This window comes from Ralstonia sp. UBA689 (genome assembly GCF_002298975.1).
Taxonomy (GTDB): Bacteria; Pseudomonadota; Gammaproteobacteria; order Burkholderiales; family Burkholderiaceae; genus Ralstonia.
Map to the genome: position 1 here is coordinate 125,785 of NZ_DBMV01000042.1, position 12,084 is coordinate 137,868.

Below are 12,084 nucleotides of genomic sequence, written 5' to 3' on the forward strand. Positions count from 1 at the left end.
TTGTGCGATATATCGATCAACGCAGTCTACAGGAGGAGCACCATGGGGACAACGCAAGCCAACGCTTCGATTGACGCCTTCTACGCGGCCATCCGCCACGAACTGGAAGCCATCGAAGCGGCCGGTCTGTACAAGACCGAGCGCATCATCACCTCGCCGCAGGGCAGCGTGATCCGCACGGCAGACGGTAAGGAGGTCATCAACCTCTGTGCCAACAACTACCTGGGTTTGTCGTCGCACCCCGAGGTGCTGAAGGCCGCGCATGAGGCGCTGGATTCGCACGGCTTTGGTTTGAGCTCGGTGCGCTTTATTTGTGGCACGCAGGATCTGCACAAGACGCTGGAGGCGCGGCTGGCGAAGTTCCTCGGTACGGAAGACACGATTCTCTACGGCTCGGCGTTCGATGCCAACGGTGGGTTATTCGAGACGCTGCTTGGGGCCGAGGATGCCGTCATCAGCGATGAACTGAACCACGCGTCCATCATCGACGGCATTCGCCTGTGCAAGGCCAAGCGCTTCCGCTATAAGCACAACGATCTGGAAGACCTGCGCGCGCAATTGAAGGCCGCCGATGCAGATGGCGCGCGCTTCAAGCTCGTCTTCACCGATGGCGTGTTCTCGATGGACGGCACCATCGCGCGGCTCGATGAGATCCGCGCCATCTGCGACGAATTCGGCGCGCTGCTGGGTATCGATGACTGCCACGCCACGGGTTTCCTGGGCAAGCGCGGGCGCGGCTCGCACGAGCATCGCGGTGTGTTCGGCAAGATCGACATCATCACCGGCACGCTGGGCAAGGGCTTGGGCGGCGCGTCGGGCGGCTTCACCAGCGCGCGCAAGGAAGTGGTAGCGCTGCTGCGTCAGCGCTCACGCCCGTATCTGTTCTCGAACACGGTGGCGCCGTGCATCGTCGGGGCGTCGATCAAGGTGCTCGATCTGCTGGAGGCCGGTACCGCTTTGCGCGACAAGCTGGAAGACAGCGCGCTGTATTTCCGCCGAAAGATCGTCGAACTCGGTTTTGAAATCAAACCGGGCGACCACCCCATCGTGCCGATCATGGTGTACGACGCGCAGAAGGCGCAGGACCTGTCCAAACGCTTGCTGGAGCTGGGCGTGTACGTGATCGGCTTCTTCTATCCGGTGGTGCCCAAGGGGCAGGCGCGCATCCGCGTGCAGATCAGCGCGGTGCATGAGCGTGCGCAACTCGATGCAGCACTCAAGGCGTTCGAGACGGCAGGCAAGGAACTGGGGATCATCTGATGAGCACCGGACCAGGCGCCAGCAGCGCACCGCGCATCCTCATCATCGGCGCCAATGGGCAGTTGGGCACCGAGCTGGCCGTGGCGCTGGCCGAGCGCTATGGCACCGGCAATGTCGTCACCAGCGATATGGTGCCCAAGGGCCGTCATCCGCAGATCCGCCACGAGATGCTCGACGTGACCGATCGCGGGCAACTGCGCGAGGTGATCGAACGCCACGGCATCACGCAGATCTACCACCTGGCGGCAGCGCTTTCCGCTGCCGCCGAGCAGTCGCCCACCTGGGGCTGGCAGCTCAACATGAACGGCTTGCTGAACGTGCTGGAGGCCGCGCGCAACTACCACCTTGAGCGCATCTTCTGGCCCAGTTCGATTGCCGCCTTCGGCCCCACCACGCCGCGCGACGCCACGCCGCAGAGCACGATCATGGAGCCCAAGACTGTCTACGGCATCTCCAAGCTGGCGGGCGAGGGTTGGTGCCGCTGGTACTTCGAGCATCACGGCATTGACGTGCGCAGCTTGCGTTATCCGGGGCTGATTTCGTACAAGACGGCGCCGGGCGGCGGCACCACGGACTACGCCATCGACATCTTTTACTCGGCCGTCAAGCGCGAGCGCTACACGTGCTTCCTGAACAGCGATGAGGCGCTGCCCATGATGTACATGCCCGATGCCGTGCGCGCCACCATCGAGTTGATGGAAGCCCCGGCCGAGCGCATCACCGAGCGCGGCAGCTACAACCTGGCGGGCGTGAGCTTTACGCCGGCAGAACTTGCGGCTGAAATCCGCCGGCATTGTCCGGCGTTCGAGGTGGCGTACGAGCCGGATTTCCGCCAGGCGATCGCGGCGAGCTGGCCCAACTCCATCGACGATTCGGTTGCCCGGCGCGACTGGGGGTGGCAGCCCGAGTACGGGCTGGCCGAGATCACCACCGACATGCTGAAGAACCTCGCGCACCTGGCAACGCAAGGGGAGCCTCACGGCGCCGGCGCCAGTTGAGCACCCGCAGAAATAGGGTGAATGTGCCGGGCTGTTTCCGGTTTCGGTCGGATCGGTTGTGTCCAACAATGCAACATGCCCGCCACTTTCTGCTTCCGCTGCATGTCCCGTCCGACTCCCGATCCGGCACCGCGCCATCGCGACGATCCGCCATCTGCCCCGCGCGCATGGTGGGTGCCGGTGACACGCATGTCGGTGGTGGCGGGCGTGGTGACCGCCATTGCGCACACGTCGATCCCCCTGCCGTTTGCCGATGGCGCCTGGATGCTGCACGCGGCCGCAGGGCTCATCTTCATGGTGGGGGCGATCGATAGCCTCTTTCTGTTTGCGATGCGTCGCAAGTCCTGACAGGTCTCGCATCGGTCACCTCCGCGACGCCGGCGTTGCATGCCGAGTGGTGCCGCCCCTTCACGCTCGGTAAGTTTTAAATCAGGTTGTAAAAACGTTCAGCCGACGGCCGAGGGCATGAGCACGTGTTCGTCACCTGTCGCGTGGTCGTGACCGTTTTGTGACCGAAATGGCGTGCGCATGCGGCAGTGCGGCAAGCGACGCCGTCGGCTGGCAAGCCTTTGCTGTACGGGCTATCCACTGCTTTCGCGCTCTCCGGTCTTGTGCCAGGAGTGTAAGCAGATGTTGCATTGCACGGTCCTGGCCCGATGCTTGCTCCATGTCCTGCGGTCACTCAGCGTGGGCAAGACGCTTGCGCCACACACAAACAACGTTCTTCCAATAAGCGAATCCGGAGCGGTACCAACGGCATTTGCATCCCGCCTCTTCAAAGCCGGCCCCTCAGGCCAGCGACAAGGCGCTTCTCTCAGACGGTCCCGGGGTTTCGACGGTCATACGTGTAATGCGTGCATGCCTGCCACGGCTGGCATTGCTCGGGCTTTTGCGCGTGTGACCGGAATCGCTTCACCAGAAAACGAGGAAACCATGAAAGCAGTCCTGCTGGAGAACCATCCGTTATTGCGAGCCGGACTTGCGCAATTGCTCGCGCATCCCACCCTGGGTTTGGAGGTCGTCGCTCCCGCACCGTCCGCGGGAGAGCCGGGTGAACTGCAACCCGTCGACGAACTGGCCGGTCTGTTGGTCATCGGCCTGGGTGAGGCCGACACACCGGTTGACGTAGTCCAACTGCGCGAAGTCATCGCCCGCAGCGAGCCCAGTCACGTGGTGTTGCTTGCCGCTCGCCTGTCGGCCGAAGAGGCCCACGTTGCCATGACGTGCGGGGTGGACGCCTATGTCGCCAAATCGCAATCGCCCGAAGTGCTGCTGGCCACGCTGCGGCTGGTGCTGGCCGGCGGCCAATCGTATCCGGCGCTGATGCCGCGTGCAGCTTCCGCGGCAGCGCCAATGCTTGCGCTCGATGCGTCGGAATCGGCGCAGCGGCTGAATGTATCGCTGCGCCAGTACGAGGTGCTCGTGCTGCTTTCGCGCGGGCATTCGGTCAAGGGCGTTGGCCGCCTGCTGGGCATTTCGGAAGCCACCGTCAAGACGCACGCCTGCACCCTGTATCGGCGCTTGAACGTGCGCAACAAGAGCGAGGCGGTGTACGCCGCCATGCGCCTGGGCATTCCGCTGGAGATGCCGGGCATGGGTGCAGCGCTTGCCAATGCATCGCAAGACGAGGCCCCGTTTGTCCAGACGGTGACGAGCGTGCCGCGTGTTGCCGCGCCAGCCGTTGATGCGGTGATGGCATCTTCCCGGCCGCCCGGTCCAGGTCGTGGTGCCGAAGTGAGAACAGAAGCGGGTGCCGAATCGCGCTGGGCCGCCATGACACGCGCCTTTGGCGGCCTGTCTCCGGTCAAACCGATGTGCTCGCCCGTGCGCATCGCCAACGGCACGGCTCGCCTGAGCTGATCACGCCCAGGTTGCTCCCCACCCAATGCGGCTGCTGTGCCGATGCACGTGCCGCTCACTGGACGCCACAACAATGACAGCCTACGAGCCAACCTTCCGGAGCCAGCCCGCTGGTCGCACCTGCGCGGCCGGCGTAGGGTCCGACAAGCGGCACCCCCAATGGCACCCGCGCCGCTGCGCGATCGCGGCCGCTACCGTCGTGGTGGTCGGCAGCGCGCCCATGCTTGCGGTCGCCGCATCCAACGACGCCGCCAACGCTGCCACGCGCCGCCTGATCGACGCACAACTGCAAGTGGACGCGGTTGCACCAGCGCTATCCGCCGGCTCGTCCGCCCCCGCCACGGCCATCGGCGGTGGCGATGGCCTGCCGGCGTCACCCGCCAATGCGTTGCTGATTGCGCAGCAACCCGCCCCTCCGGCACCTGCGCCCATGTTGGGCGCCGAAGCCCCACCGCCTGCCCAGCCTGCGCTGCCTGATCAGCCCTCTGTCCCACCGTCGCCCACGGTCATCCTGCCGCCAGGCGTCACGTCGCCCGACGCTGCGCCGCCTGCGCCTGCGCCTGCGATTGGACCTGCGGCACCTGCCGGCCCGAGCGCTCAAGGCCCGGGCACGCTTGAGCCGTTGCAGGTTTCACCCGAAGCTGCCAATGCCGCGGCCGCCAGCACGGCGGGCAACCTGCCGCAAAACGCCCCCACCGGTCCGATGCCGAGCGACCGTGCCGCGTTCCACGACGAAGTCCTGCGCGAGGCACGCGAAGGGGCCGCCTCGCTGGCGCAGGAGCATCTGCGTGAGCATCCGGACTGGTTTACCGAGGCCGAGTCGTGGCACGTCGATCATGCCGCCGCGGCACAGCGCATCCGCTGGGGCCGCCAGCAGATGAAGTCGATCTACGGCCCGGAGCGCTTCGTCATCATCGACCAGGCCGTAGCCGAGATCGAGACACTGATCAAGAAGGTGCCGGACACGCCAGAGAACGCCGCCTTCCGTCAGGAGATCGTGGCCGACGAGGTGGTGGCGCTGGCTTCGCGCGGGCGCATGAAGGATGCCGTCAAGCGCTACGAGGCGATGTCGCAAGCGGGCAAGGTGCCTGCCTACACGCGCGTGGCCGCAGGCGACGCATATGCGTTTCTGGATACGCCCGACCGCGCCGCCGCCGCCTACTCGCAAGCCCTGAAAGATGCCGGCCCGGGTGAGATCGAGACCGGCGATGTGCAGGAAGGCCTCTTCTACGCCTTGCTCGATACCGGCCGTTTTGAAGAGGCCCGCGCGCTGATCGACAAGATGAAGGCCGACAACCCGGAATACGTACGCCTGGCGCCGGAAGCCGGCACGCCCAACCCCGACTACACGCGTGTCAAACGGATGGAAGCGCAGTACACGATCCTGACGGGGCACGTGCACCAGGGCATTGCCGAGCTGGACAAGTGGCGGCACGAGGCACCGTTCGCCGCCTCGCTGGTGAGCGCGCGTGCCGACGGCGCGATGGTGCAGGCCGAGCCCTACCGCTCGCGCGAGATGTACAAGACCGCGCTGGCCGAGCACCCGGACGATCTGAGCGTGGTGTCGGGCTACGGGCGCGCATCGCTGGCGGTGGACGACCTGAAGACCGCCAAGGACGTTGCCAACGGCCTGGGTGAGCGGTTTCCCGAGAACGGCTCGATCCACGCGCTGAACAAGGATCTGGATGTCTATCAGAGCCCGCAGCTCATCATTCAGTCGATGGCCGACAAGGGCAATTCGGTGTTCGCCAACAACGAGTTTGGCGTGGATACAAAGGCGTACAGCAGCCCGTTTGCCGACCACTACCGCTTGTTCTTCCACAACTTCGCAGGGCGCGCTGTTTTTGACGGCACATCGCAGAGCCGCGTGCGCAATGGCGCAGGCGTGCAGTGGTTCGACACCGGCGTCGAGGTCAACGGCGAAGTGCACCAGTCGGTTGGTTCGGCGGGCAAGACCGGCGGCACAGTCGATGCCACCTGGATGCCGAGCGACCACTGGAAGGTCTCGGGCATGGCCACCACTGATGATCTGGAGGTGCCGTACAAGGCCTACCAGGTGGGCGTGACGGGCAAGACGCTGTCCGGCAACGTGCGCTACACGTGGGATGAAACGCGCTATGCCTCGTTGACGTACGGCGTCTCGCGCTATTCCGACAGCAACCTGCGTCAGCGCTGGGCGGCCAATTATTACCAGCAGTTGTTTACCTCGCCGCGGCACACGCTGGGCGTGCTGTTCGGCGCCGACACGAGCAGCGCCACGATGACGAACCTGAATTACTTCAGCCCGTCGCGCGACTACAGCGGCACCGCCACCGCCATCTGGTCATGGACACCCTGGCGCTACGCCGACAAGTCGTTCACGCAGCGCGTGTACCTGACCGGCGGGATGTACAACGAGCAGTCTTTCGGTTCGAGCCCCATGGTCGAGGCACGGCTGGAGCACGTCTGGCAGGTCAGCCGCAAGGCGCAGATCTCGTACGGCATCGGGTTTGGCCGCCATCGCTACGACGGCCAGCCCGAAAACCGCAAGTTCATCTACCTGAACCTCAACGTTCCCCTTTGATTCCCATGCGGCCCATGAAAGCTCCCCGACAACCGTCATTGCGACGATTCTTCAGTTGGATGTTCTTGATCACGGCATTGGCGCTGGTTGCCGCCGTTCGTCCGGCTGCAGCCGTACAGGTGGACTTCCTGCCCAAGCCCGACCCGGATGACGGCAAGACTTTCCGTGTGCTGTGTTTCCACGACATCCGCGACAACCTGCGCGCCAGCTTCGAGACACTGCCGGACGCCTTCGCCATCGACTCCAAGGCGCTCACCAACATGTTCAGTTGGCTGCAGGCGAACGGCTACCACCCCGTCACGCTGGCGCAGATCGGCGAAGCGCGCAACGGCGGCAAGCCGTTGCCCAAGCGGCCGGTGCTGCTGACCTTTGACGATGGCTACGAGAGCCACTACACGAAGGTCTTTCCGCTGCTCAAGCAGTTCCGATTCCCTGCTGTGTTCGGGCTGGTGACCGAGTGGACCAACGCGCCGCAGGGCTCGAAGGTCAAGCTGTCGGACAAGCAGATCGTCGATCGCGACTTCTTCATGAATTGGCAGCAGATCCGCGAGATGCAGGCTTCGGGCCTGGCGGAGTTCGCCACGCACACGCACGACATGCACCATGGGGCGCTCGGCAATCCGCAGGGCAACGAGATGCCTGCCGCCAGCACGCACCTATACCTGCCCAAGCTGGGCCGTTACGAAACCGACGACGAGTTCCGCAAGCGCGTGCGCGATGATCTGCAGCGCAGTATCGACATCATCCAGAAGAACGTCGGCGCCAAGGTGCAGACCGTGGTGTGGCCGTATGGCGCGCACAACCTGATGCTGGACCAGGAGGCTGCCAACGTGGGCCTGAAGTACATGCTCACGCTGGAGCCAGGTCCGAACACGCCCGACGTTCCGCTCACCGCCATCCGCCGCAGCCTGATGGGTTACGACACCGAGACCGGCAGTCTGGAGCGCTCGCTGCGCGAGCCCGTCACGCACCACGGCCAGATCAACCCGGTGCAGCGCGTCGTGCAGGTCGACATGGACTACATCTACGACCCCGACCCGAAGCAGCAGGAGGCCAACCTCGGCAAGCTGATCGACCGCATCAAAGATCTCGCCCCCCGCGTCGTCTATCTGCAGGCCTTTGCCGACCCGAAGGGCAATGGGGCGGTGGAGTCTGTGTACTTTCCGAACCGGCACATGCCCATGCGGGCTGACCTCTTCTCGCGCGTGTCGTGGCAGTTGAAGACGCGCGCCAAGGTGGAGGTGTACGCATGGTTGCCGATGCTGTCGTTCAAGCTACCCGCCAACAATCCGGCCGCCACGCACCTGGTGCAGGCGGTGCCGGGCGCGCCGCAGAAGCCGGGCACGGCCAAGCCGCCGCGGTTGTCACCGTTCGACCCACAGGCACGCCAGGTGATCCGAGATATCTACGAAGACCTGGCAAAGAATTCCATCATCGACGGCATCCTCTTCCACGATGACGGTGTGCTCGACGACTATGAAGACGCCAGCCCCGCCGCACTCAAGGCCTATGCGGGCATGGGCCTGCCGGGCGACATCAACCAGATCCGCCAGTCGCCCGAGTTGATGCAGAAGTGGACGCGCGCCAAGACCGCCGCCCTGATCGCCCTCACGCACGAGCTGACCGCCGTGGCGCAGGGCTACCAGAACGGCCGCGACATGCTGACCGCGCGCAACATCTTCGCCAACCCTGTTCTTGACCCGAAATCCGAGGCGTGGACCGCGCAGAATTTCGACGACTTCCTGGAGGCGTACGACTACGTCGCGCTTGAGGCCATGCCCTACATGGAAGAGGCCAAAGACCCGAAGGACTGGATGAAGAAGCTGACGGCGGCCGTGAGCAAGCACAAGGACGGCTTGAAGAAGACCATCTTCGAGTTGCAAGCCGTGGACTGGCGTAACCAGAGCAAGCCGATCCCGACGGCCGAGCTGCGTGACCAGATGCGTCGCCTGCGCACCGCTGGGGCCCTCAACTACGGCTACTACCCGGACGACTTCCTGGCCGGGCGGCCCGACACGGAGGTGCTGCGCGATGTGATGTCGCTCAAGAACTACATCGAGACGCGCAGCACAACGCCCAGCGTTGAAAAGCTCAACAGCGCGGCACCTCAACTTCGCCAGGGCCAGCCGCCGAGCGCTGCGAAGGACCCGAAGGCGGTTGCGACCGAGGCGGCCAATCCGGCAGCGACCAACAAGGCGGGAGGCTGACATGGACCCGCTGTTCGCCAAACGCTGGATCTCCGGTTTCGTCTTCTACTACCCGTTCTTCATGTCGTATTTCTGGATGATCGGGGGGCTGCTGCATTTCTTCCTGCTCGAGCGCGGCACGCAGGGTGTGCGGCACCCGCTGGCGCTGCTGGGCGTGAAGTCGTACCCCAAGGTCTCCATCATCGTGCCTTGCTACAACGAAGAGGCCAACGTGCGCGAGGTGATCAGCCACCTTGCCCGCATGCGGTATCCGAACTACGACATCATCGCCGTGAACGACGGCAGTTCCGACCGAACCGGCGAGCGCCTGAACGAACTGGCCGCGCAATACCCGCAGCTCGTGGTGATCCACCAGTCGTCCAACCAGGGCAAGGCGATCGGGCTGACCACCGCCGCGCAGGTGACGGACGCCGAGTACCTGATGTGCATCGACGGCGATTCCATCCTCGACGTGGATGCCATTGCCTGGATGATCCGCCACCTGCTGGAGAACCCGGTCATGGGAGCGGTCACGGGCAACCCGCGTATCCGCACGCGTTCCACGCTGCTGGGGCGCATGCAGGTGGGCGAGTTCTCGTCGATCGTGGGGCTCATCAAGCGCACGCAGCAGATCTACGGGCGTCTGCTGACGGTGTCGGGCGTGGTGGTGATGTTCCGCAAGCACGCGCTGGAAGAGGTGGGTTATTGGAGCAACGACATGCTCACCGAAGACATCGACATCAGTTGGAAGCTGCAGGTGGGCGGCTGGATCATCCGCTACGAGCCGCGGGCGCTGTCGTGGATCCTGATGCCCGAGACCTTTCGCGGCCTGTACAAGCAACGGCTGCGCTGGGCCAAGGGCGGCATCCAGGCGCTCATCAAGTACGCGCCGGCCATGCTCTCTTTGCGGCAATCGATGATGTGGCCGATCTTCATTGAGTACGCGCTGTCGGTCGTGTGGGCGTACAACATGCTGTTCGTCATCACGTGGTCGGTGCTGGGCTTCTTTATCGACATGCCGCCCGAGTGGCGTTTCGAGGCCTTCCCGCGCTGGCACGGCACGCTGCTGTTTATTACCTGCGTGCTGCAACTGGGCATCGGCTGCTATATCGATCGCCGCTACGACGATGGCATCCTGCGCTACTTCATCGATACCGTCTGGTATCCGGTGGCGTTCTGGATTCTCAACCTCATCACCACGGTGGTCGGCTTTCCGGCCGTCGCCTTCCAGCGCGAGCGTGCACGTGCCCGCTGGACCAGCCCCGACCGGGGCGTACAACAACAGGGGAATTCGCCATGACCATGCTTGTCATTGACGTTTCGCGCAACTCGATCCGACAGTCGTTCTCGGACAAGGGGATCGTCGGCACGGTGCATCACGTGTTGTGGTTCCGCATCTTCCGGCCGATTCTCGTGATCTCGATCTGGGCGCTGCTGGGGCTGTACGTGGGCTACTCCGTCAGCAGCGTGGGCCCGAGCGGCCTGCCATTCGAACAACTGCGCCTGTACGGCGACATCATCGCCGGCATGGGCGGGGTGCTGGTGGTGTGGATGGTTCTGTCGCGCCTGGACCGCGCCATTCGCCGCAAGATGGCGCGCGCGCGCGTGGCCAACCCCACATCGGTTGCGTCCGTCACGGCTTCTCGCGCTGCATTGGAAGCGCAGCAGCGCGCCTGGCAGCGTCCGCGCAACACGCGTCTGCTGGTGGTCGACCATGATGACGACGGCGACATCACGCACGTGCGCTCCTGGCAGGAATGGACTGGACGCCCGGCGCCTGTCGGTACGGGCGTGCCGCTCGCGCCAATGATGCGCAGCCCGGAATACGACCCGGAGGAACCGGTACTGACAGCCAGCGAAGTCATCGTTGTCGAGCGCGCGGATCGCGCCGAGCCGTCGCTGGTGCATCGCGATGGATCTGCGCCGCAGCCGCGTGAGGTGGCACGGGCCGTCGATACGGTAACGGCCGACGCCGCAGGCTTTCACCGCTTCGGCTACCGCGCTCGGCTTGGACGCAACGATTGGGTGGAACCGGAAGAGGAACCGGTGCCGTCGTTTGCGATGCGCCCAGGTATGGCGCGCCACTATGGCAGCGTGAACGCAGTGGTACATGGCCGCGCTGCCGTACAGATGGCAGATCGGGCGACGGAGCGCCGCCGCAGCCTGCATGCTTTCGGTACGCATGCGCAGTTGGTCGATCCATATGCAGAGTTGGAGCGCGTGGAGCGCATCGATCCGCTGCACGGGTTTGGACGTCGCGCCAATATCGTCGCCGACGACGAGTCAGCGCGTTAAGGGCGCGGGTACTGAGCCCGCACGCCCCGGTGATGAGAATCGCCGGGACTTTTTTATGTCGACGCTACCGCAACAGGCAAAAGCGCTAGCTCGAAAGCACTAGGACGCAGGCTCATCGCCATTGCAATCGTTGCCGCCCGTGCTCAGGCCCGCACAGCAAACGTGTGTCGCGCTGCGCCCCGAGGCACGCATCATGCGCTGCACAATCGATGCATGCGCGGTCTTGCGATCGTCGCCTTGATTGGTTGGGCACGCACGCCTATGCTTTCTTTTCCTGCAAGCAGGCACGGCGCTCTCTCGGTTGTCCGCCAGCCCTTGCAGTTCTCAAGTTGTCAGTGAACCAAGCCCACCGTCGCGGACATTCTGTTCGTGGCAACCAAACAAGCTGGAGTCAACTGTGCTGAGTCCCCATGAATTTGCCGTCCTGCTCCTGGTCAACGATGGTGCCGAGTCCGCTGAACTGGACCGAGCCGATGTCGAGGCGCTGATCGAGCGACAGCTCGTGACGTTGGAGTGCCAGGGTCCCGACCGTTGTTACGCACGGGTCACGCTCCAGGGGTACGTGTTTCTCAAGGCTTCCGGGCATGTCCGCACAAGCGGGCGCCGCACGGCGGCGGATCTTCACTAGGTGGTTTGCCTTCGGCCGGAGCGCTCTCGCGCACCGGCGCCTGCGTGTCTTGCGGCGTGTCCTGAATTTGTGAGGACGGCGTGCCGGAGACCAAGTCGGAACAGGTAACGGCAGCGGCGCTGGCGTATGCCGCACTCGCCACGATTGTGGTTCGAGCGCAGTCGCCATCCTTATCCCATCGCTTTTGACCGCCCATGTCTGGCAGGTTTGAATTTCCGGGGTGCGGGTATCGCACCAGTTGCGGCCATCCTGACGCGCCAGAGTCAGCCTTGGGGCCGGAGCGGCTGCTCAGCC

Annotated in this window: 9 protein-coding genes; 8 read left to right on the forward strand and 1 reads right to left on the reverse strand. The window is 64.4% G+C overall.

Features of this window, described 5'->3' with window-relative positions:
• Window positions 1–42 precede the first annotated feature (42 nt).
• From kbl to B4F51_RS21205, 8 genes are all read left to right on the forward strand, one after another.
• Window positions 43–1,260, forward strand: coding sequence for a glycine C-acetyltransferase (gene kbl / locus B4F51_RS21170; RefSeq protein ID WP_296228664.1), 1,218 nt, complete (start codon window positions 43–45; stop codon window positions 1,258–1,260).
• Window positions 1,260–2,258, forward strand: a complete 999-nt coding sequence (locus tag B4F51_RS21175; RefSeq protein WP_296228665.1) for an NAD-dependent epimerase/dehydratase family protein — start codon at window positions 1,260–1,262, stop codon at window positions 2,256–2,258. The genes kbl and B4F51_RS21175 overlap by 1 nt, the downstream gene beginning before the upstream one ends.
• A gap of 102 nt (window positions 2,259–2,360) precedes the next feature.
• On the forward strand, window positions 2,361–2,606 hold the full coding sequence (locus tag B4F51_RS21180; RefSeq protein WP_296228666.1) for a hypothetical protein: 246 nt from the start codon (window positions 2,361–2,363) through the stop codon (window positions 2,604–2,606).
• A gap of 585 nt (window positions 2,607–3,191) precedes the next feature.
• Window positions 3,192–4,118: a LuxR C-terminal-related transcriptional regulator gene (locus tag B4F51_RS21185; RefSeq protein WP_296228667.1), complete on the forward strand. Its 927-nt coding sequence runs from the start codon at window positions 3,192–3,194 to the stop codon at window positions 4,116–4,118.
• A gap of 73 nt (window positions 4,119–4,191) precedes the next feature.
• Window positions 4,192–6,681, forward strand: a complete 2,490-nt coding sequence (gene pgaA, locus B4F51_RS21190) for a poly-beta-1,6 N-acetyl-D-glucosamine export porin PgaA (RefSeq protein ID WP_296228668.1) — start codon at window positions 4,192–4,194, stop codon at window positions 6,679–6,681.
• Between the two features lie 14 nt (window positions 6,682–6,695).
• Window positions 6,696–8,888, forward strand: coding sequence for a poly-beta-1,6-N-acetyl-D-glucosamine N-deacetylase PgaB (gene pgaB / locus B4F51_RS21195; RefSeq protein ID WP_296228669.1), 2,193 nt, complete (start codon window positions 6,696–6,698; stop codon window positions 8,886–8,888).
• 1 nt (window position 8,889) lies between these two features.
• Window positions 8,890–10,167, forward strand: coding sequence for a poly-beta-1,6-N-acetyl-D-glucosamine synthase (gene pgaC, locus B4F51_RS21200; RefSeq protein WP_296228670.1), 1,278 nt, complete (start codon window positions 8,890–8,892; stop codon window positions 10,165–10,167).
• A complete protein-coding gene (locus B4F51_RS21205; protein WP_296228671.1) occupies window positions 10,164–11,162 on the forward strand; it encodes a poly-beta-1,6-N-acetyl-D-glucosamine biosynthesis protein PgaD in 999 nt (332 codons plus the stop codon). The genes pgaC and B4F51_RS21205 overlap by 4 nt, the downstream gene beginning before the upstream one ends.
• Window positions 11,163–11,553: 391 nt before the next feature.
• Here B4F51_RS21205 and B4F51_RS24675 read toward each other — a convergent pair whose 3' ends face one another.
• Window positions 11,554–11,787: a hypothetical protein gene (locus B4F51_RS24675; protein WP_414706802.1), complete on the reverse strand. Its 234-nt coding sequence runs from the start codon at window positions 11,785–11,787 to the stop codon at window positions 11,554–11,556.
• Between the last annotated feature and the right edge of the window lie 297 nt (window positions 11,788–12,084).

What these genes read in the sequence shown, in the direction of transcription:
- kbl (WP_296228664.1), top strand. Translation starts at nt 43, where the DNA reads ATGGGGACAACGCAAGCCAACGCTTCGATTGACGCCTTCTACGCGGCC.
- B4F51_RS21175 (WP_296228665.1), top strand. Translation starts at nt 1,260, where the DNA reads ATGAGCACCGGACCAGGCGCCAGCAGCGCACCGCGCATCCTCATCATC.
- B4F51_RS21180 (WP_296228666.1), top strand. Translation starts at nt 2,361, where the DNA reads ATGTCCCGTCCGACTCCCGATCCGGCACCGCGCCATCGCGACGATCCG.
- B4F51_RS21185 (WP_296228667.1), top strand. Translation starts at nt 3,192, where the DNA reads ATGAAAGCAGTCCTGCTGGAGAACCATCCGTTATTGCGAGCCGGACTT.
- pgaA (WP_296228668.1), top strand. Translation starts at nt 4,192, where the DNA reads ATGACAGCCTACGAGCCAACCTTCCGGAGCCAGCCCGCTGGTCGCACC.
- pgaB (WP_296228669.1), top strand. Translation starts at nt 6,696, where the DNA reads ATGAAAGCTCCCCGACAACCGTCATTGCGACGATTCTTCAGTTGGATG.
- pgaC (WP_296228670.1), top strand. Translation starts at nt 8,890, where the DNA reads ATGGACCCGCTGTTCGCCAAACGCTGGATCTCCGGTTTCGTCTTCTAC.
- B4F51_RS21205 (WP_296228671.1), top strand. Translation starts at nt 10,164, where the DNA reads ATGACCATGCTTGTCATTGACGTTTCGCGCAACTCGATCCGACAGTCG.